At 64.3% G+C, this 17,477-nt stretch carries 19 protein-coding genes; 14 read left to right on the forward strand and 5 right to left on the reverse strand.

Features of this window, described 5'->3' with window-relative positions; all coding sequences use genetic code 11:
- Positions 1 to 100: 100 nt before the first annotated feature.
- Together EN852_RS12595 and phaZ are read right to left on the reverse strand one after the other, a co-directional pair.
- Entirely contained in the window at positions 101 to 745 is a 645-nt protein-coding gene (locus EN852_RS12595; RefSeq protein WP_127873817.1) for a dihydrofolate reductase family protein, read from the reverse strand.
- 173 nt (positions 746 to 918) lie between these two features.
- Positions 919 to 2,127 carry a polyhydroxyalkanoate depolymerase gene (gene phaZ / locus EN852_RS12600; RefSeq protein ID WP_127873816.1) on the reverse strand — a complete coding sequence of 403 codons (1,209 nt, stop codon included), beginning with the start codon at positions 2,125 to 2,127 and terminating at the stop codon, positions 919 to 921.
- Positions 2,128 to 2,236: 109 nt separating this feature from the next.
- Here phaZ and EN852_RS12605 point away from each other — a divergent pair, with 109 nt between their 5' ends.
- Positions 2,237 to 2,941, forward strand: coding sequence for a glutathione S-transferase family protein (locus tag EN852_RS12605; RefSeq protein WP_127873815.1), 705 nt, complete (start codon positions 2,237 to 2,239; stop codon positions 2,939 to 2,941).
- Between the two features lie 36 nt (positions 2,942 to 2,977).
- Here the strand turns inward: EN852_RS12605 and hemB are convergent, their stop codons facing one another.
- A complete protein-coding gene (gene hemB, locus EN852_RS12610; RefSeq protein ID WP_127873814.1) occupies positions 2,978 to 4,009 on the reverse strand; it encodes a porphobilinogen synthase in 1,032 nt (343 codons plus the stop codon).
- 265 nt (positions 4,010 to 4,274) lie between these two features.
- On the reverse strand, positions 4,275 to 5,096 hold the full coding sequence (locus EN852_RS12615; protein WP_127873813.1) for a DUF2066 domain-containing protein: 822 nt from the start codon (positions 5,094 to 5,096) through the stop codon (positions 4,275 to 4,277).
- A 90-nt stretch (positions 5,097 to 5,186) separates the two neighbouring features.
- On the opposite strand from EN852_RS12615, the gene EN852_RS12620 reads away from it, so the two are divergent.
- From EN852_RS12620 to EN852_RS12640, 5 genes are all read left to right on the forward strand, one after another.
- Positions 5,187 to 5,735 (forward strand): isoprenylcysteine carboxylmethyltransferase family protein, encoded by a 549-nt coding sequence (locus EN852_RS12620; protein WP_127873812.1) that lies wholly within the window; start codon positions 5,187 to 5,189, stop codon positions 5,733 to 5,735.
- Positions 5,736 to 5,845: 110 nt separating this feature from the next.
- On the forward strand, positions 5,846 to 6,889 hold the full coding sequence (locus EN852_RS12625) for an enoyl-CoA hydratase/isomerase family protein (protein ID WP_127873811.1): 1,044 nt from the start codon (positions 5,846 to 5,848) through the stop codon (positions 6,887 to 6,889).
- Positions 6,886 to 7,308 (forward strand): DUF6163 family protein, encoded by a 423-nt coding sequence (locus EN852_RS12630; RefSeq protein WP_127867827.1) that lies wholly within the window; start codon positions 6,886 to 6,888, stop codon positions 7,306 to 7,308. Before EN852_RS12625 ends, EN852_RS12630 begins: the two co-directional genes overlap by 4 nt.
- Positions 7,309 to 7,559: 251 nt before the next feature.
- Entirely contained in the window at positions 7,560 to 8,075 is a 516-nt protein-coding gene (locus tag EN852_RS12635; RefSeq protein WP_040983294.1) for a MarR family winged helix-turn-helix transcriptional regulator, read from the forward strand.
- Between the two features lie 480 nt (positions 8,076 to 8,555).
- A complete protein-coding gene (locus EN852_RS12640) occupies positions 8,556 to 9,809 on the forward strand; it encodes a L,D-transpeptidase family protein (RefSeq protein ID WP_127873810.1) in 1,254 nt (417 codons plus the stop codon).
- 65 nt (positions 9,810 to 9,874) lie between these two features.
- On the opposite strand, the gene EN852_RS43175 is transcribed toward EN852_RS12640, so the two are convergent.
- Complete coding sequence (locus EN852_RS43175) at positions 9,875 to 10,600, reverse strand: LuxR C-terminal-related transcriptional regulator (RefSeq protein WP_281407783.1); 726 nt, start codon at positions 10,598 to 10,600, stop codon at positions 9,875 to 9,877.
- A gap of 528 nt (positions 10,601 to 11,128) precedes the next feature.
- Here EN852_RS43175 and EN852_RS12650 point away from each other — a divergent pair.
- The 8 genes from EN852_RS12650 to EN852_RS12680 all read left to right on the forward strand — a co-directional run bounded on the left by EN852_RS12650 (position 11,129) and on the right by EN852_RS12680 (position 17,460).
- Positions 11,129 to 12,460, forward strand: a complete 1,332-nt coding sequence (locus tag EN852_RS12650; RefSeq protein WP_246694264.1) for a Na+/H+ antiporter — start codon at positions 11,129 to 11,131, stop codon at positions 12,458 to 12,460.
- Complete coding sequence (locus EN852_RS42295; protein WP_246694265.1) at positions 12,441 to 12,740, forward strand: hypothetical protein; 300 nt, start codon at positions 12,441 to 12,443, stop codon at positions 12,738 to 12,740. The genes EN852_RS12650 and EN852_RS42295 overlap by 20 nt, the downstream gene beginning before the upstream one ends.
- Positions 12,741 to 12,865: 125 nt before the next feature.
- Positions 12,866 to 14,179 carry a serine hydroxymethyltransferase gene (glyA, locus tag EN852_RS12655; RefSeq protein WP_127867831.1) on the forward strand — a complete coding sequence of 438 codons (1,314 nt, stop codon included), beginning with the start codon at positions 12,866 to 12,868 and terminating at the stop codon, positions 14,177 to 14,179.
- Positions 14,180 to 14,283: 104 nt separating this feature from the next.
- The gene (locus tag EN852_RS12660; protein ID WP_245519660.1) at positions 14,284 to 14,877 is read left to right on the forward strand and encodes a hypothetical protein; all 594 of its coding nucleotides are present in this window, start codon (positions 14,284 to 14,286) and stop codon (positions 14,875 to 14,877) included.
- Between the two features lie 115 nt (positions 14,878 to 14,992).
- Positions 14,993 to 15,472, forward strand: coding sequence for a transcriptional regulator NrdR (gene nrdR / locus EN852_RS12665; RefSeq protein WP_095818383.1), 480 nt, complete (start codon positions 14,993 to 14,995; stop codon positions 15,470 to 15,472).
- Positions 15,473 to 15,474: 2 nt separating this feature from the next.
- Positions 15,475 to 16,602: a bifunctional diaminohydroxyphosphoribosylaminopyrimidine deaminase/5-amino-6-(5-phosphoribosylamino)uracil reductase RibD gene (ribD, locus tag EN852_RS12670; RefSeq protein WP_189545872.1), complete on the forward strand. Its 1,128-nt coding sequence runs from the start codon at positions 15,475 to 15,477 to the stop codon at positions 16,600 to 16,602.
- A 61-nt stretch (positions 16,603 to 16,663) separates the two neighbouring features.
- Positions 16,664 to 17,281, forward strand: a complete 618-nt coding sequence (locus EN852_RS12675; protein ID WP_127873807.1) for a riboflavin synthase — start codon at positions 16,664 to 16,666, stop codon at positions 17,279 to 17,281.
- On the forward strand, positions 17,281 to 17,460 hold the full coding sequence (locus tag EN852_RS12680; protein WP_210238236.1) for a DUF1778 domain-containing protein: 180 nt from the start codon (positions 17,281 to 17,283) through the stop codon (positions 17,458 to 17,460). The genes EN852_RS12675 and EN852_RS12680 overlap by 1 nt, the downstream gene beginning before the upstream one ends.
- Positions 17,461 to 17,477: the final 17 nt, after the last annotated feature.

The following is a 17,477-nucleotide window of genomic DNA, read 5'->3' on the forward strand; positions in this document are numbered from 1 at the left end:
AAACGCCCAAGCGGACTGGCTATTGATTGAAGCGCTGGCGGGACAGCGCCCCCCTCTGGCCTGCCGGCCATCTCCCCCACGAGGGGGGAGATTACGCTCGCTACGCCCGCCCGATCATCACATGCGTCGCGTCGGCCGTCGCCACCTGCCCGGTGCAGCGGTATCCCAGCTTCAGCATATCTAGGCCCGCGAACAGATGCTCGCCCGATCCGAGCAAGAGCGGCGAGACAACCAGATGCATCTCGTCGATGAGCTTCTCCTGCAGATACTGCCGGACGGTCGAGACGCCGCCGCCGACGCGCACATCCTTGCCGCCGGCAGCCGCCTTCGCCTGTTCGAGCGCCGAATGGATGCCGTCGGTGACGAAATAGAATGTCGTGCCGCCTTCCATCTCAATCGGCGCGCGCTTGTGATGCGTCAAAATAAAGGTCGGCACGTGATAGGGCGGGTTGGGACCCCACCAGCCCTTCCAGTTGTCGTCCGGCCATGCGCCGCGGCTCGGCGCGAACATGTTGCGGCCGAGGATCCAGGCGCCGACATTCTCGAAGCTGCGCACGGCAAACTCGTCATCCGTATCCGTCGTCCCGCCTTCCTTGCCGATCATCTGGTGGAACGAGCGGGTCTTGATCATCCATTTGTGTAGATCTTCGCCGCCTACGCCGAGTGGGTTGTCGAGGCTCTGATCCGGACCGGTGCCGTAGCCGTCGAGCGACAAGGTGAAAGCGTTGACGCGCAGCCTGGACATCATTGCCTCCTGATCCAGTTGTAATTTGCAAGCGGTCAACTGATAGCTTGACTGATTGCGAATTGCAAGCGGATGGGTAGCAGTATCGCGCTTGGCGCACAATCCAGGTTTATGGATTTGACTCAGACGAACTGGGCGCCACGGCGCCGGTTCGTTCGTCCGCGCGCGTCTCGCTATTCCATCGCCAGGATGAGGTTGCGCATCACAGGATAGATTTCACGTTCCCAGCGCTTGCCGTTGAAGACGCCGTAATGGCCGACATTGGCCTGCAGGTGATGCCGCTTCAGATGTGGGCGCAGCGAGCGGCACAGATCATGCGCCGCCGAGGTCTGGCCCAGCGCGCATATGTCGTCGCGTCCGCCCTCGACGGTAAGCAGCGCCGTGTTGCGGATCGCGCCGGGATCAACCTTGCTGCCGCGGAAGGTGAACGTGCCGGTGGCAAGCTCCGCCTTCTGGAATACCCGGTCGATGGTCTCGAGATAGAATTCCTCGGTGAGGTCGAGCACCGCGAAATACTCGTCGTAGAAAGTCTTGATCTTCTCGGCTTCGGCGGTCTCGCCGGCCGCCAGATGCTCCTGGAGCTTGCGATGAGCCGTGACGTGGCGGTCGCTGTTCATGGCCACGAAGGCGGTGAGCTGCAGGAAGCCCGGATACACCCGCCGCCCGCCGCCCGGGTGGCGGAAAGGCACATGCGAGATGACGTAGCTCTGGAACCAGGCCAGCGACTTGCTGACGGCGAATTCGTTGACCTCGGTCGGGCTTTCGCGCGGGTCGATCGGCCCCGCCATCAGCGTCATCGAGCGCGGCGTCGCCGGATGCCTGTCCTCGGACATGATGGCGACGGCGGCGAGCGCCTGGACGCAGGGCTGGCAGACCGCCAGGATATGCGCCCCCGGGCCGATCGCCTCCAGGAAACGGATGAGGTAGTCGACATAGTCGTCCACGCCGAAGCCGCCGGCCGAAAGCGGCACGTCGCGGGCATTGGCCCAGTCGGTGACATAGACCTCGTGGTCGGCGAGCAGCGTCTCCACCGTGCCGCGCAGCAGCGTCGAGAAATGTCCCGACAGGGGCGCGACCACCATGACCTTCGGCTGGCGGGCGTCGATGTCTTTGGCAAAACGCAGCAGCTTGCCGAAGGGCAGGGCGAGCACCGTTTCGACGGCGACCGGCACCTCGCGGTTACCGACCCTGACAGTCCCGATGCCGAAATCCGGGCGCGTATGGGTGAGCCTGAAACGGGCGATCATCTCCAGCCCAGCCGCGATGCGCCGTTTGGCGGCGTCGCCGAGCGCCATCCCGCCCGTCGCCGAGCCCATTAGTTCGGCAAGCATGCGCGCCGGAGCTATGAGGTCGTCCTGGAGCTGGTAGGCCTGGTAAAGCATTGCGCCTCGTTCCGCTGACAGCCCATCGTGCAGCGCAAAAAAAGCTAGTGCAATTTATTTTGCATTGCGAGAGGATTGTTGCCGGCGAAAGGCTTGGAGGTTCCACGACATGGCCAAGGCGGGGAAGACGAAGGTGGTTGCGGCGAAGCCGGAAAGCGCGACGAAGGCGACGTTGACGATCTCGTCGAAGAACTACTCGTCCTGGTCTCTGCGCGGCTGGCTGCTGTGCCGCATGGCCGGTTTGGAGTTCGAGGAGAAGCGCGTCGACATCGATGATCCGGAGCAGCGGCAGGAATTGCTGCTCCTGTCGCCATCGGTGTTGGTGCCGCGGCTGACGCATGACGGCGTCACCGTATGGGATACGCTGGCCATCGCCGAATACCTTGCTGAGACGATGCCGCGCGCCGGCCTGCTGCCGGCCGAGCGCGTGGCGCGCGCCCATTGCCGCGCGGTGTCGGGCGAAATGCATTCGGGCTTCCACAATCTGCGCTCGGCACTGCCGATGAACCTCAAGGCGAGGCACAAGAGCTTCAAGATCTTTTCCGGCGCGCGGCCCGATGTGGAGCGGATCAAGGCGATCTGGTCGGAATGCCTGGCGACCTATGGTGGACCGTGGCTGTTCGGAGCATGGCCCACCATGGCCGACGCCATGTATGCTCCGGTCAGCACCCGCTTCCGCACTTACGCGGTTGACCTCGAAGCGCCGCTCGCCGCGTTCTGCGAGACGGTTTTCGCCTGGCCGCTGATGCGGGAATGGACGCAAGGAGCACTCGCCGAGCCAGAGGAGATCGTCGAGCTAGAGGTTGAATTCTGACGGCAGGTCAGCGCCGCTGCTTGCCGGTTCCGCGGCTTACCCCTTCAGCATCTCCGCCACGGTCGGCGCGAAATAGGTCAGCATGCCGTCGCAGCCGGCGCGCTTCAGCGAAAGCAGCGATTCCAGCATCGCCTTCTCGCCGTCGATCCAGCCATTGGCGGCGGCCGCCTTGATCATCGAATATTCGCCCGACACCTGGTAGGCGAAGGTCGGCATCTGCAGCTCGTCCTTCAGCCGGCGGATGATGTCGAGATAGGGCAGGCCGGGTTTCACCATCAGCATGTCGGCACCTTCGGCGAGGTCCTGCTCGGCCTCGCGCACCGCCTCGTCGGAATTGGCGTGGTCGATGTAATAGGTCTTCTTGTCGCCCTTGAGCAGGCCGGCGGTGCCGACCGCCTCGCGATAGGGGCCGTAGAAGGCCGAAGCGAATTTCGTCGCATAGGACATGATCGCCACGTCCTGGAAACCGTTGGCGTCGAGCGCGTCGCGGATGGCGCCGATGCGGCCGTCCATCATGTCGGACGGCGCGATGATGTCGGCGCCGGCGGCTGCCTGGATGACGGCCGCGGCTGCGACCTGCTCCACCGTTTCGTCATTGACGATGATGCCGTCGCGCAGGATGCCGTCATGGCCGTGGCTGGTGAAGGGGTCGAGCGCGGCGTCAGTGATGATGCCGATGTCCGGCACCGCATCCTTGATGGCGCGGGTCGCGCGGTTGATGATATTGTCGGGGTCGAGGATGTGCGATCCCGTCTGGTCGCGCAGCGCAAGCTCGACATTGGGGAAGGTGGCGATCGCCGGAATGCCGAGCTTGGCCGCGCGCTCCGCTTCCTTGACCGCGAGGTCGATTGAGAGGCGATAGACGTCCGGCATGGCGGTGATCGGCTCGCGTATGTTCTTGCCGTCGATGACGAAGATCGGCCAGATCAGGTCGTTGACCGAAAGCTGGTTCTCCTGCACCAGGCGGCGCGACCAGTCGGCCTTGCGCATGCGCCTGAGCCGCCGGCTGCCGGTGATCTCGTCGACGCTGCGCGCGCCGGCAGGCTTTGCGGGGGTGAATTTGTTCATGGCCGAAACTCTCTTTTGCGCCGGCTTTTACCACGCGTCTTAGCCGCTGACCAATGCGACACGATAGTGCCAGCGGCAGAGCCGCGAGTTCCTCGCAACCCGCCAAAGGCGGGGAGAGGTGTCCGCGAAGCGGACGGAGAGGGGGCCTTCGTAGGGCGGAAGGTCTTCCAATACGAGGGCCTTTGCCGACGGAGCCGGCGTTCCCCTCTCCGTCTCGGCTTCGCCGAGCCACCTCTCCCCACTTTCGTGGGGCGAGGAAACGCCGTCACGGCTGCCCGTGCCCTGACAAAATCTGCGCCGCGCCCCTCATCGCCACTCGAAACGCCTCGTCGAAGCTGACGCCGCGCACCTGCCAGCGAAAGGTCTTGCCGCGATCGGCAAGCCGCCAGTCGGCGATCCAGCCGAGTTCCTTGTCGCTCCACACGATGCTGCCGGCGAGCGCCCGAGCCGCTCCTGCTTTCTTCGCCAATCTGTCGAGCCTTGCGATGTCCGCCTCCGAAAGCGCCTTCTCATCGAGGCCACCAAGCTGCTCGGCCTTTGGAAAGGTGACGCGCATCAGCAGCGGACCGGCCGCATTGGCGAAGGATTCGCGCATCGCGTTGCCGCGCTGATCCTCTTGCGTCAGCACGAATTGCCGCGCGCCCTGCTCGGCGGTCATGAAGACGGCGATCGGCGGCCGCTCGCCGGGCCAGGGCCTGCTGCCAAGCTGCGCAAGCAGCCTGTCGACGACGGCCGGCTTGTAGAGGCAGGTCAGATCGTGCGGCCGGTCATGCGTGCCTTGCTCGTCATGGATCGGGATGCCCTCGAGCCGGTCGTGGTAGCGGAAGGACTGGACGAAATCGGCAGCCTTCTCGCGCAGCGCCAGCATCTCCGTCTTCTGCGTCAGCCGCTGATCGCCGGAGACCTTGACCAGCACCTTGTCGAGACAATCCTTGAAGCCGATCTGCCGGTTCACGTCTCCGGTGCCGGTGACGATCGTTTGCGCCTGGTAAAGCTCGGCGGGCGTCGCGGCGATCACGGGGCGACAGACGAAACAGATGGCGATCATGCCGATCACCATGGCCGCGAGGCGAGAAAATCCGGGCATGGCTTGCCGTCCGGTTCAAGATGCCCATTTTCTAGCACCGGGCGCTCGCGGTGGCCAAGGCGGATTGCCGGCTAAACGAAGGAGCGAGGCATGGCCTTCATCTGGTTCATCTATGCCGCCTGGCTCATGCTGATCATCTTCCTGACCGTTCAGGCAATTGGCGTGAAGCGGGACACCGAACCGCATCTTTTGCAGAGCTTCGGCTTGATGTTCGCCATCATCGCCGCCTTCCTGCTGCCGCGACTGCCGATTTTCGACTTCGTCAACTTCGCGCCCGTCAGCACGGTTCTGGGCGGCATCGGCGCCGCGATCACCGTCGCGGGCATGGCGCTGCTGGTCTGCGCGCGGCAGGCTCTCGGCCGCAACTGGAGTCAAACCGTTTCGGCCAAGCAGGAGCATGAGCTGGTAAGGTCCGGTCCATACAGTTGCCTGCGTAATCCCATGTACACCGGCGGCCTGCTCGCCTGTATCGGCTCTGCGATCGTGGTCGGCGGCCCCTTCGTCTTTCTGTTGATCCTGCTCGGGGCGATTTTCATCTGGAGGGTCGGTGCCGAGGATCGGCTTCTGGCGCGGCAATTCCCCGACGAGTTCCCCGATTATGCGCGCCGCACGAACGCGCTTATCCCGTTCGTCTGGTAGTCTGCCCCGCCGCAGCGGCGCGGCCTGTCCCTGGTACTCGACAATTGACGTTGGCCCGGTCGCCGCTTAGCACTTCACCTCCCGCAGGCGCGGGGGAGGATTCTCTGACGATGGATTTTGGCGGAGGCGACGAGATCCGCTTCGAGCGGCTGGGCAGGGCGGGCGTGGTCACATTGACCCGGCCGAAGGCGCTCAACGCAGTCACGCACAACATGGTCAAGGCGCTCGGGAAGGCGCTCGACGCCTGGGAACAGGATCAGGGCGTCAGTGTCGTCGTGGTCAAGGCCGAGGGCAGGGCGTTTTCCGCCGGCGGCGATATCCTGCATATTTATGAGGCCGGCCGCGCCGGCAGGCCGCCTGTCGACTTCTTCGCCGACGAGTACCGGTTGAACGCCCGCATCGCGCGCTTCAAGAAACCCTATGTCGCGCTGATCGACGGCATCGTCATGGGCGGCGGCGTCGGCATCTCCTTTCATGGCTCGCATCGCGTGCTGACCGAGAACGCGCAGTTCGCCATGCCCGAGGTCGGCATCGGCTTCTTCCCCGATGTCGGCGGCAGCCATCTGCTGCCGGATCTCGGCGGCTCGTTCGGCATGTATCTCGGGCTGACGGGCAATCGCATTCGCTATGGCGACGCGCTGTGGTCGGGGCTTGCCACCCACACCATCAAGGCCGAGGACCAGGCCGGGCTGCTCGACGAGCTGGCGACGAGCGGCGATGCCAATGCCGAACTGCGCGATTTCTTCGTGCCTGCAAAACGCGAGACGGAGCGGCAGGACCTGGAGACGATCGCGCGCCATTTCTCGCAGAGCTCGCTCGCCGGCATCATCGATAGTCTGGATCGGGCAGGGCCCGAGGATGCTTTTGCCGCAAAGACCCTGGCGACGCTGAAGACCCGCTCGCCGACCAGCCTCAACGTCGCCTGGCGCCAGATCAGCGCTGGATCGACGCTGTCGATGGACGAATGCATGAAGATGGAGTTTCGCATCCTGAACCGCATGCTGGCCGGCCATGATTTCTACGAAGGCATCCGCGCCGCCATCATCGACAAGGGCTCGACGCCCGCCTGGCGGCCGGCGAGCCTGGATGAGGTCAGCGCCGCCGATATCGACGCCTATTTCGCGCCACTCGGAGACCAGGAGCTCGTGCTGTGAGCGAGGTCACCTCCAGGCGCGTGGTGCTGCAGCCCTCGACCACCGAGGTCATCTTCGCCTGGTTTCAGCGTGTGATCGCCGGCTACTGCCTCTTGTTCGGCATCCTCTACTGGATCCGCCTGATCGGCATTTATCCGGGCGAGCTGTGGCGCTTCGACCTGATGCCGGTGCACTGGCAGGTGGCGGCGGCCACGCTTGCCGTCTTTTTCCCCTTCGCCGCGGCAGGCCTTTGGATGCTGGCATCCTGGGGGCCGGTGATTTGGTTCATCTGTGCGGTGACCGAGACCGTGATGTATGCCGGCTTCCCGAACCTCTTCGGCCACCGGATGCTGATCGTGATCTCGCATGCCTGCGTGGCCTTGCTCTACATCGTCTTTCGCGTCACCATCTGGCTGCAGAAGCGCCAGCTCCGGCAATAGGCCGACGCGGCATCGTGCCCTATCAGTCCAGGGCCGATTTTGCGGCCTCGTTCCGCCCAAAATCCATTGGCTAAATCTTTAGGTTAATTGTTCTTGCTCGGGTGACCGATCGTTAAGCGTCTTCCGAAACCTCTTACCGGTAAGCTCTTGTTAGCCCTGGCGTTTAAGTCGAATTTTATGAGTATTCGATAGTGTCGCGATCAAGGTGAAAAACAAAAAATCACCAAGGCGACAAACGAGAGGCAAAGACAATGATCAATTCGCGTCCGGCGGCGAAGACCGCAAACGTATCCGACGATCGCCGCGAGGCTATCCGCTCGCTGTACATGGAATCGCTGCAGCTGGTGGAGCGTCTGCACCGCCGTCTGCTTGACGTGATCAAGGACGAGTTCGACCGGAACGGCCGTTCCGACATCAACGCCATCCAGGCGCTGCTGCTCTTCAACATCGGCAATTCGGAGCTGACCGCCGGCGAGCTGCGCTCGCGCGGCTACTATCTCGGCTCGAACGTCTCCTACAATCTGAAGAAGCTGGTCGACCTCGGCTTCATCAACCACCAGCGCTCGCGCATCGACCGCCGTTCGGTCCGCGTCTCGCTGACGCCGAAGGGCAACGAGGTGGCCGACGTCGTCGCCGGCCTCTACGAGCGCCATGTCGGCTCGATCGAAGCGGTCGGCGGCATCAATACCGACGAGTTCAAGCAGATGAACCGCGCGCTGCAGCGCCTCGACCGCTTCTGGAACGATACGATCGCGTATCGGATGTAAGCGCTACGAATTAGGTCAGGGAAGCCGCGCCGAAGAAGCGCGGCCGGGGGAAGAATATGGGGCCGGTGCGCCGGTCCCTTTCTTTGTCTTTTTTCGGAAGGCGCCAGCCACGGGAATTTGACCGTAGCTCCGCGCGAGTTGAAGCTCTGTGCCTGACGGGGAGGGGCGCAGACTTCGCAAGGGCGCGCTGGCGTCGCTGCGATGCAAAAAAGCATCGCCCCCATTTCTTTCATCTCGCCGCCGCAAGCAAATCGCGGGCCAAGGCCACGTTGCCGCCATAATCGCGGGCAATGCGGAAGGTGGGTGAAGCTGCGGGCCTAAGCCCCGCGCTCCTTGGAACCTGCGTGGCGGCAGCGCATTTCTGGCGGCCGGTGAAGCGGGGTCATGGTTGGCGAATTGTTAAGTTTGCCGACCCTAGAGTGCGGACAAAGCCGCCCGGCAAGCGATTGAGCGAGAGCGATCAAACAAAGAATGTCTGCCATGAGAACCAGCCGCCGTTTCTTCCTTACCGGAGCCTCCGTGCTCGCCGCCGCCGTAGTCGCCGGCCAGGCCAGCGCGCAGGATGTGATCGGGGACATCCTGAAATCCTCGACGCGCGGCAACTGGGACGACCAGTTCGACGCCCGCGGCAACGACACCAACAAGGTCGCCTCGACGCTGCCGATCTTCAGCCAGCAAACGGTGGCCTTCACCGAGCAGGCTGTCGCGCAGTACCAGAACATCGTCTCGCAGGGCGGCTGGGAACAGGTTCCGGCGACCAAGAAACTGCAGCTCGGCGTCGACGATCCGGATGTCGTTCCGTTGCGCAAGCGCCTGATGGTCTCGGGTGACCTGCCGCAGAGCGCCGGCATCTCGACGGCCTTCGATTCCTATGTCGATTCCGCGGTTAAGCGCTTCCAGCTCCGCCACGGCCTGCCGGCCGACGGCGCCATGGGCAAGTACACCTATACCGCAATGAACGTCTCGGCGCAGATCCGCCTCGGCCAGTTGCAGACCAACCTGCAGCGCCTGAAGGAGAAGGCCGGCACGCTCGGCAGTCGTTACGTGCTGGTCGACATTCCGGGCGCCCAGATCGAAGCGGTCGAGAACGACCGTGTGGTGCTTCGCCACACGGCAATCGTCGGCAAGATCGATCGCCAGACGCCGATCGTGAACTCCAAGATCAACGAGATCATCGTCAACCCGTACTGGAACGCGCCGGTCTCGATCGTGCGCAAGGACATCATTCCGCTGATGCGGAAGGATCCGAACTACCTTAAGGACAGCCACATCCGCCTTTTCGCGCCGGACGGCAGCGAGGTCGATCCGATGACCATCGACTGGTCGACGGACGACGCCGAGAAATACCGTTTCCGCCAGGATCCGGGCAACAACAACGCCATGGCCTCGGTCAAGATCAACTTCCCGAGCCCGGACGGCGTCTACATGCACGACACGCCGCAGCAGAGCCTGTTCGGCAAGCTGATGCGCTTCGATTCCTCCGGTTGCGTGCGCGTCCAGAATGTGCGCGACCTCGTCACCTGGATCCTGCGCGACACGCCCGGCTGGGACCGTCAGCATTTCGAGGCGGCAATCAAGACCGGCGAGAATACGCCGATCCAGGTCGTCAATCCGGTGCCGGTCCACTTCCTCTATCTGTCGGCATGGTCGACCGCGCCGGGCGTCGTGCAGTTCCGCGATGACATCTACGGCCTCGACGGCGCCCAAGAGCTGCAGATCAGCTCGGCTCAGTAAGCACCTGATCTTGAACAACAAAAAGGCCGCTCTCGTAGCGGCCGTTTTTGTTGGGAAATGCTGGTTTAGATAAGCCGCTGGTTCACCAGCCGCGCCACCGCCTGCGCGCGGTTGACTGCGCCGAGTTTGCGTCTGGCATTGTCGACATGGAAGCGCACGGTCGCCTCCGCGATGCCGAGGATCACCGAGATCTCCCAGTCGGTCTTGCCCTCGGCGACCAGCGCCAGGCTGTCGCGTTCGCGCCGCGTTAGTCTGACGACAGTGGTCGGCGGCGGCGAGGTCAGGCTCATCAGCCTTTCCGTCAGCGCAAGGCCCGCCATATGGATGGCGAAGCGCTCGTTCGGCCCAAAATCCCGCCTGCGAAAGCCCAGATGCAGCGAGGCGATCACGCCATCCGCCCCGTAGGAGGTGGCGCAGAGCGCGTCGTCGATGTTGGCTTCGCTCAGCGCTTCCCAATAGGCGCCGTATTGGGCATCGTCGTGCGGCGCGAAATCGCTGAACCGGTAGCTGGTGCGGTTCTCGCGGATCGCGCCGAGCAGCGGGTTGCACTCGAAGCAGATATAATCGAAGGCCGGGCTGCCGGGCCAATCGACTGGCGCCAGCCTGGTTATGAAGCCGCCGGCCGCCCAGTGGCTGGCCGACGTCAGGATCGCCGGCGGCCGCCGGTAGAGCCTTGTCTGCAGATAAGAGGCGCCGAAATCTTCCATTGCCGCGAAGAAGGCCACGCTGGCGTCTTCGGCGGTAGGCGCCGCATACGCCGCCTCCACATGCGTCATCAATCGTGACAGCATCGCTCGCCCCAGTTCTAACCCCACCCGCAACGCAGGGTCGCACGGGCCGTTCCGTGCCGCAAGGGCAGGCGCGCTTCGCCTGTCAACCCGGCGCTTTCGAGGGGTTGATGGAGTTGGCCTCTCGCTTATCAGGAAAGGCGCGGCGCCAGCCACCCGCGCATTTCCGACGGAAGAGTGCGGATCCGGCGTCCTCTTCTGCATTTGCCACGCTGATTCCAGGGCCTTGGCGTGGCGGCCGGCCACCCGGCGCCCCTTAGCAGCCTTGTGCTGACGCCGGGTGCCGGCCGGTTTTTTCGAATTTGGTTGGCGCGCCGGATATCGCGAGCCGCCGGATGCGCCCCGACATTGGGGGACGCTCTCGACCAACGCCGCGACCGCGGCGAAAGAGCAGGCTGGGGCAGTCGGGGCGCATCTTCGGCAAATCTTCTACGGCCGCTTCGAATCTACATTCCTCGCCCGGTCGAAAAGGCGTTGCTGGACGGCGCGCGTCCAATTGCCCATGGTCGGCAGAACCGCTGGAATCGCGCCATGGACGTCGCCGTCTTCATCCTCGTCGTGCTCGCCTTCGTCACGCTGTCCGGCGCGTTGGTTCGGCTGGTGCGCGTGCCGCTGCCGGTGCTGCAGATCGCGATCGGCGCCGCCCTGGCCTGGCCGGCGAGCGGCCTGCATGTCGAGATCGATCCGGAGCTTTTTCTGCTGGTGTTCATCCCGCCGCTTCTGTTCGGCGACGCCTTTTCGGCGCCGAAGCGTGAGCTGATCGCCCTGCGCGGTCCGATCCTCGACCTTGCGATCGGGCTGGTCTTCTTCACCATCGTCGGTTTCGGTTACGCCTTGCACTGGCTGGTGCCGAGCATCCCGCTGGTTGTCGCCTTCGCCCTGGCCGCCGTGCTGTCGCCGACCGATGCGGTCGCCGTGTCCTCGATCGTCGACCGCAATCTCGTCCCGGCGCGGCTGATGCACATATTGGAAGGCGAGTCGCTGCTCAACGACGCCTCCGGCCTGGTGATGTTCCGGTTCACGGTGGCGGCGGCGCTGACCGGCAGCTTTTCGTTTGCCGCGGCATCGCTGAGTTTCCTCCTGGCTGTGGCGATCGGCATTCTCGGCGGCATCGCGGCGCTGTTTATTGCCGCGAAGTCGTTGCAGATCCTTAGCCGCATCACCAGCACGCCCGCCGAAGCGCAGGTGCTGGTTATGGTGCTGCTGCCCTTCGTCGCCTATCTGATCGCCGAGCATTTGGGCGCGTCAGGCATCCTGGCGGCGGTGACGGCCGGGCTTTTGACCGGGTATTCCGGCATCGTCCGCCATATGGCAGTCTCGGCGCGCATCCAGACGATCTCGCTCTGGTCGATGCTGATCTTCATGTTCAACGGCTCGCTCTTCATCCTGCTTGGCCTGCAGCTGCCCGGCATCATCCGCCACGTGCCGCCGGAACTGACCACCAGGCACTGGCTTTTCGAGCCGGCATTGACCGTGCTGTTGCTCACGCTTTGCCTGATCGGCCTGCGCTTCGCCTGGATCTGGATCGGCGATATCGGCGCCGTGCTTGCCGCGCGGTTCGGCAAGCGCAAAGCCGAGCCCTTTGGTTTTCGCGTCAGGCTCGCCGGCTCGATCGCCGGCGTGCGCGGCGCCGTGACGCTTGCAGGACGGCACGCCCTTTCCAGCGCGCGACCTCGTGATCTTCCTCGCCGCCGGCGTCATCATCTGCTCGCTGGCGATTGCCAGCCTTGCTTTGCCGGCGGTCGCGCGCGGCCTCGTCGAACCGGGCGAGCATCCGGGCGCGGCCGAAGAGCGCAGGGGCCGGGTCGGCGCCGCCAACGCGGCCATTGCCAGGATCGAAGGCTTGGCCAGCAACGGCAATGAAGGGGAGGCGGCTGAGATGAAGCTCGCCATCGCCGAGAGCGTCGCCTCCATCTACCGGCGCCGCATCTCGCTCTCCGATGGCGCCGACGAAGCACGCGCCGAAGCCCGCGAGTCCGGCCGCATCGAGCTGGAGCTCAGGCTTGCCGGGATCGAGGCCGAGCGCGCCGAGCTGCAGGCGATGCTCCGCCGCGGCGACATCAACGACCATACGGCGCGCAAGCTGTTCACCGAGATCACCTTCTCCGAAGCGATCCTGAAGGGCCGTGAACCGCGGGATTAGAGCCGGGTGCACTGTCTTGGCGCAAACCGGCCAGCAAATTTCGCGCCGCAAACGTGGCGGCCCGAAAACAACTGTGTTAATGCGCGGCGACCTCGCAGACCTCCGGCCCCAAGGGAAAGCAAGCCATGTCAAATGCAGCGGCAGCCTCCAGCAAATTCGAATCCTTCTTCGAGACCACGCTTGCCGACGCCGATCCGGAAATCTTCGGCGCCATCCGCAACGAGCTCGGTCGCCAGCGCCATGAGATCGAGCTGATCGCGTCGGAAAACATCGTGTCGCGCGCCGTGCTCGAAGCGCAGGGCTCGATCATGACCAACAAATATGCCGAGGGCTATCCGGGCAAGCGCTACTATGGCGGCTGCCAGTTCGTCGACGTGGCCGAGGAACTGGCCATCGAGCGCGCGAAGAAGCTGTTCGGCTGCAACTTCGCCAACGTCCAGCCGAATTCGGGCAGCCAAATGAACCAGGCGGTGTTCCTGGCCCTGCTGCAGCCCGGCGACACCTTCATGGGCCTCGATCTGAATTCGGGCGGCCATCTCACCCACGGCTCGCCGGTCAATATGAGCGGCAAATGGTTCAAGGTCGTCTCCTATGGCGTGCGCAAGGACGATCATCTGCTCGACATGGACGCCATCGAAAAGACTGCGCATGAGACGAAGCCGAAGCTTATCCTGGCCGGCGGCACCGCCTATTCGCGCATCTGGGACTGGAAGCGTTTCCGCGAGATCGCCGATTCGATCGGCGCCTATCTGATGGTCGACATGGCGCATATCGCTGGCCTGGTCGCGGGCGGCATGCATCCGTCGCCGCTGCCCTATGCCCATGTCGTGACCACGACGACCCACAAATCGCTGCGCGGCCCGCGCGGCGGCATGATCCTCTGCAACGACGAGGACATCGCCAAGAAGATGAATTCGGCGGTGTTCCCGGGCCTGCAGGGCGGCCCGCTGATGCATGTCATTGCCGCCAAGGCGGTGGCGCTCGGCGAAGCGCTGAAGCCGAGCTTCAAGGCCTATGCCGAAAGCATCGTCGCCAACGCCAAGGCATTGGCGTCCAGCCTGCAGGAGACCGGCCTCGACATCGTCTCGGGCGGCACCGACAACCATCTGATGCTGGTCGACCTGCGTCCGAAGAACGCCACCGGCAAGCGCGCGGAGGCAGCGCTCGGCCGCGCCAATATCACCTGCAACAAGAACGGCATTCCGTTTGACCCGGAAAAGCCGTTCGTGACCTCGGGCGTGCGTCTCGGCACGCCGGCCGGCACCACGCGCGGCTTCGGCCAGGCCGAATTCCGCGAGATCGGCAAGCTGATCGCCGAGGTGCTGGACGGTCTGAAGGTGGCGAATTCCGACGAAGGCAATGCGGCGGTCGAGGCCGCGGTGAAGGCCAAGGTCACGGCGCTGACCGACCGCTTCCCGCTCTACCCCTATCTCGGTTGATCCTTCGGCTGTCAGCCCTCGGTTGACCGGGCGCCGCGCGTCATCTTTTATCCTCGCGCTTCGCGCCGCTCCTTGATCGGGCGGCGCAGCTTACTGGAGATTTGATGATGCGCGCTTTCCATCTTGCCGCCCTGGCCTTGTCCGGCTCGCTGACCGTTTTCGTCCTGTCCGGCGCGGTTGCGCAGGAGCAGACGCAGCCTGCCTCCGACATGCCGGTCACAAACACCTTCGGCAGGTGGACCACCATCATCGACACGCTCGACACAGGGCAGGATGCGCACAAGACCTGCGCCGCCTCGACGGCCTTCGTCGATGGCAACGGCAACGCCGGCTCCCTGACGCTGTCGATCTCGACCGGCGACGCGCTGCCGCCGGACGCCTATCCGGCCATCATGTTCATCATCGACAACAAGACGCTGCCGACCGGCGACAAGATCGCCGCGACTTTCGGCGATCCTGGCGTGAAGGTCACCGCGACCGTCAGCTCCAACGCGGCAGCGGGCGGTCGTCCCAGCTGGATGGTCGACAACCAGGCCAAGACCAGCCTCGCCCTGTTGCGCGCCATGCGCAAGGTTACCTCGCTCGATGTGACCTTCGGCAAACAGCAGGTCACCAGCATTCCGATGGACGGCTTCACCAAGGCCTATCGCAATCTCGGCACGTCCTGCGGGTTTTCGACCAAGGACGTCGCGCCCTGACGCTTGCCGGCGGGCAGGGGCGCAGGCGCTGGCAATCTTGCTCATGCCTCGCTATCTCTGAGGCATAAAAGGCTCTAAGCCTTTCGCCCACAGAATCGCGAACCCAAGGCTCCCTATGCGCTGCCCTTATTGCCAGTCTGAAGATACGCAGGTGAAGGATTCGCGTCCCGCCGAGGACGGCGCGGCGATCCGCAGGCGGCGGGTGTGCCCGGATTGCGGCGGCCGCTTCACCACCTTCGAGCGCGTCCAGCTGCGCGACCTCGTCGTCATCAAGAAGTCCGGCCGCAAGGTGCCTTTCGACCGCGACAAGCTCTTGCGCTCCGTCGAGATCGCCGTGCGCAAGCGCAATGTCGACCCCGAGCGCATCGACCGCGCCGTCACCGGCATTGTGCGCCAACTCGAAAGCTCCGGCGAAACCGAGATCGCTTCAGGCGAGGTCGGCCGGCTGGTCATGGAGGCGCTAAAGTCGCTGGATGACGTCGCCTATGTCCGCTTCGCCTCGGTCTATCGCAATTTCCGCGAAGCCAAGGATTTCCACGAACTGCTGGGCGAATTGAAGGGCGACGAGGAAAAGGCCGAAGAGGACGCCGACTGATCATGCCGGGATCTCGATTGAGCAAGGCCGAGCAGGCGGCCCTTGATCGCCGTTTCATGGCCGCGGCCATCAGGCTGTCGCGGCGCAATGCCGGCCGCACCTCGACCAACCCTTCTGTCGGCACCATCATCGTGCGCGACGACGGCGCCGGTCCGATGATCGTCGGCACCGGCGTCACGGCCGTCGGCGGGCGCCCGCATGCCGAGACCGAGGCGCTGGCCGAGGCCGGCGAGCTCGCGCGTGGCGCCACGGCTTACGTTACCCTGGAGCCCTGTGCCCATCACGGCCGCACGCCGCCTTGCGCCAACGCGCTGGTCAATGCCGGCGTAGCGCGCGTCGTCGGCGCCGCGAGCGATCCCGACCCGCGCGTCTCCGGCAAGGGCTACGCCATCCTGCGCGCCGCAGGTGTCGAGGTGGTGGAGAAGGTGCTGGCAGCCGAAGCCGCAGAGCAGATGGCCGGCTATCTCACTCGCTCTCTGAAGAAGCGCCCGGAAGTAACTCTGAAGCTTGCGCTTTCGAGCGACGGCAAGATCGGCCGCAAGGGTGCCGGCCAGGTCGCCATCACGGGCGAGATCGCGCGGCGCGACGTCTATATGATGCGCGCCGAGTCCGACGCCATCCTGGTCGGCATCGGCACGGCGCTTGAGGACGACCCAGCGCTGACCGTGCGCCTGCCGGGACTGGAGAACCGCTCGCCGGCGCGCATTGTCCTCGATCGGCAGATCCGGCTGCCAGAGACATCCAAGCTGGTGTCTGGCGTCGACCGCGTCCCGCTCTATGTCGCCTCGTGCCTCGAAGCCGACCCGCATCGGCGGGCCGCCCTCGAACGCGCCGGCGTGCGCTTCATCGGCACCGAAACCCATGATGGCGTCGTCGCTTTGCCGGAATTGCTGGAAGACCTTGCCGCGCTCGGCATGGCAAGCGTTTTGGTCGAAGGCGGCGCCCAGGTGGCCAAGGCCTTCCTCGAGGAAGACCTTGTCGACCGTATCGTCCTGTTTCAGGGGCCGGACGCCATTGGCGAAGACGGTATTGCATCGCCGATCGACGCCGACCATATCCCGGCTGGATTTCGCAAACTGCGCGACATGCGCTTCGGCGAGGACAGCTACGCCGAGTGGGTAAGACCATGATCCCAAAAAGTGGGAACCGGTTTTTGGATCAGATCATGGTCAAAACGAAAGACAGCCTCTGATGTTTACTGGGATTGTCACTGATGTCGGTACAGTTGCGACGGTGAAGCCATTGGCTGAGGGCGTCGGCCTGCGCATAGACACCGCCTACGATCCCGAGACCATCGCTATCGGCGCTTCGATTTCCTGCGGCGGCGTCTGCTTGACTGTCACGGCTCTGCCCGAGCATGGCTCCAACGCGCGCTGGTTCGAGGTCGAGGCCTGGGAGGAAGCACTCAGGCTGACCACCGCCTCGAGCTGGAAATCAGGCACACGGATCAATCTCGAACGGGCGCTGAAGATCGGCGACGAACTCGGCGGCCACATCGTCTCCGGCCATGTCGACGGCATGGCCGAGATCGTCGAGCGCAAGGAGGAAGGGGATGCCGTGCGCTTCACGCTGGAAGCGCCGCGTCATCTGGCGAAGTTCATCGCGCCGAAAGGCTCGGTCGCCCTCGACGGCACATCGCTCACCGTCAACAAGGTGCAAGGCACCCGCTTCGACGTGTTGCTGATCCATCACTCGCTGAGCGTCACCACCTGGGGCGAACGCCAGGCCGGCGACCGCGTCAACATCGAGATCGACACCATGGCCCGCTACGCCGCGCGCCTGGCGGAGGCCGCGAAAGAGGGGCTGTGATGACCAATGACGAAATTGGCTCCGCTCGGCGAGAAAAGCTCCATGTCGAGGACGCGCCCGACCTCAATCTGTCGGTCAACGATCGCAAGGTATTCACTGAAGCGCTAACCAATCCGCGGCCGGTGAACGACCGTCTAAGGGACACGGTGCGTCGCTATCGCCAGGCTACTGGCGTCTGACTGCAGCAATCTTCCGC

This window comes from Mesorhizobium sp. M2E.F.Ca.ET.209.01.1.1 (assembly GCF_004010375.2).
Taxonomy (GTDB): domain Bacteria; phylum Pseudomonadota; class Alphaproteobacteria; order Rhizobiales; family Rhizobiaceae; genus Mesorhizobium.

Coding starts and splice junctions, on each gene's coding strand:
- glyA (WP_127867831.1), top strand. CDS start 12,866: ATGTCAAATGCAGCGGCAGCCTCCAGCAAATTCGAATCCTTCTTCGAG.
- nrdR (WP_095818383.1), top strand. CDS start 14,993: ATGCGCTGCCCTTATTGCCAGTCTGAAGATACGCAGGTGAAGGATTCG.
- EN852_RS12680 (WP_210238236.1), top strand. CDS start 17,281: ATGACCAATGACGAAATTGGCTCCGCTCGGCGAGAAAAGCTCCATGTC.
- EN852_RS12640 (WP_127873810.1), top strand. CDS start 8,556: ATGAGAACCAGCCGCCGTTTCTTCCTTACCGGAGCCTCCGTGCTCGCC.
- EN852_RS12675 (WP_127873807.1), top strand. CDS start 16,664: ATGTTTACTGGGATTGTCACTGATGTCGGTACAGTTGCGACGGTGAAG.
- ribD (WP_189545872.1), top strand. CDS start 15,475: ATGCCGGGATCTCGATTGAGCAAGGCCGAGCAGGCGGCCCTTGATCGC.
- hemB (WP_127873814.1), bottom strand. CDS start 4,009: ATGAACAAATTCACCCCCGCAAAGCCTGCCGGCGCGCGCAGCGTCGAC.
- EN852_RS12620 (WP_127873812.1), top strand. CDS start 5,187: ATGGCCTTCATCTGGTTCATCTATGCCGCCTGGCTCATGCTGATCATC.
- EN852_RS12635 (WP_040983294.1), top strand. CDS start 7,560: ATGATCAATTCGCGTCCGGCGGCGAAGACCGCAAACGTATCCGACGAT.
- phaZ (WP_127873816.1), bottom strand. CDS start 2,127: ATGCTTTACCAGGCCTACCAGCTCCAGGACGACCTCATAGCTCCGGCG.
- EN852_RS12605 (WP_127873815.1), top strand. CDS start 2,237: ATGGCCAAGGCGGGGAAGACGAAGGTGGTTGCGGCGAAGCCGGAAAGC.
- EN852_RS12615 (WP_127873813.1), bottom strand. CDS start 5,096: ATGCCCGGATTTTCTCGCCTCGCGGCCATGGTGATCGGCATGATCGCC.
- EN852_RS12595 (WP_127873817.1), bottom strand. CDS start 745: ATGTCCAGGCTGCGCGTCAACGCTTTCACCTTGTCGCTCGACGGCTAC.
- EN852_RS12625 (WP_127873811.1), top strand. CDS start 5,846: ATGGATTTTGGCGGAGGCGACGAGATCCGCTTCGAGCGGCTGGGCAGG.
- EN852_RS12650 (WP_246694264.1), top strand. CDS start 11,129: ATGGACGTCGCCGTCTTCATCCTCGTCGTGCTCGCCTTCGTCACGCTG.
- EN852_RS43175 (WP_281407783.1), bottom strand. CDS start 10,600: ATGCTGTCACGATTGATGACGCATGTGGAGGCGGCGTATGCGGCGCCT.
- EN852_RS12660 (WP_245519660.1), top strand. CDS start 14,284: ATGATGCGCGCTTTCCATCTTGCCGCCCTGGCCTTGTCCGGCTCGCTG.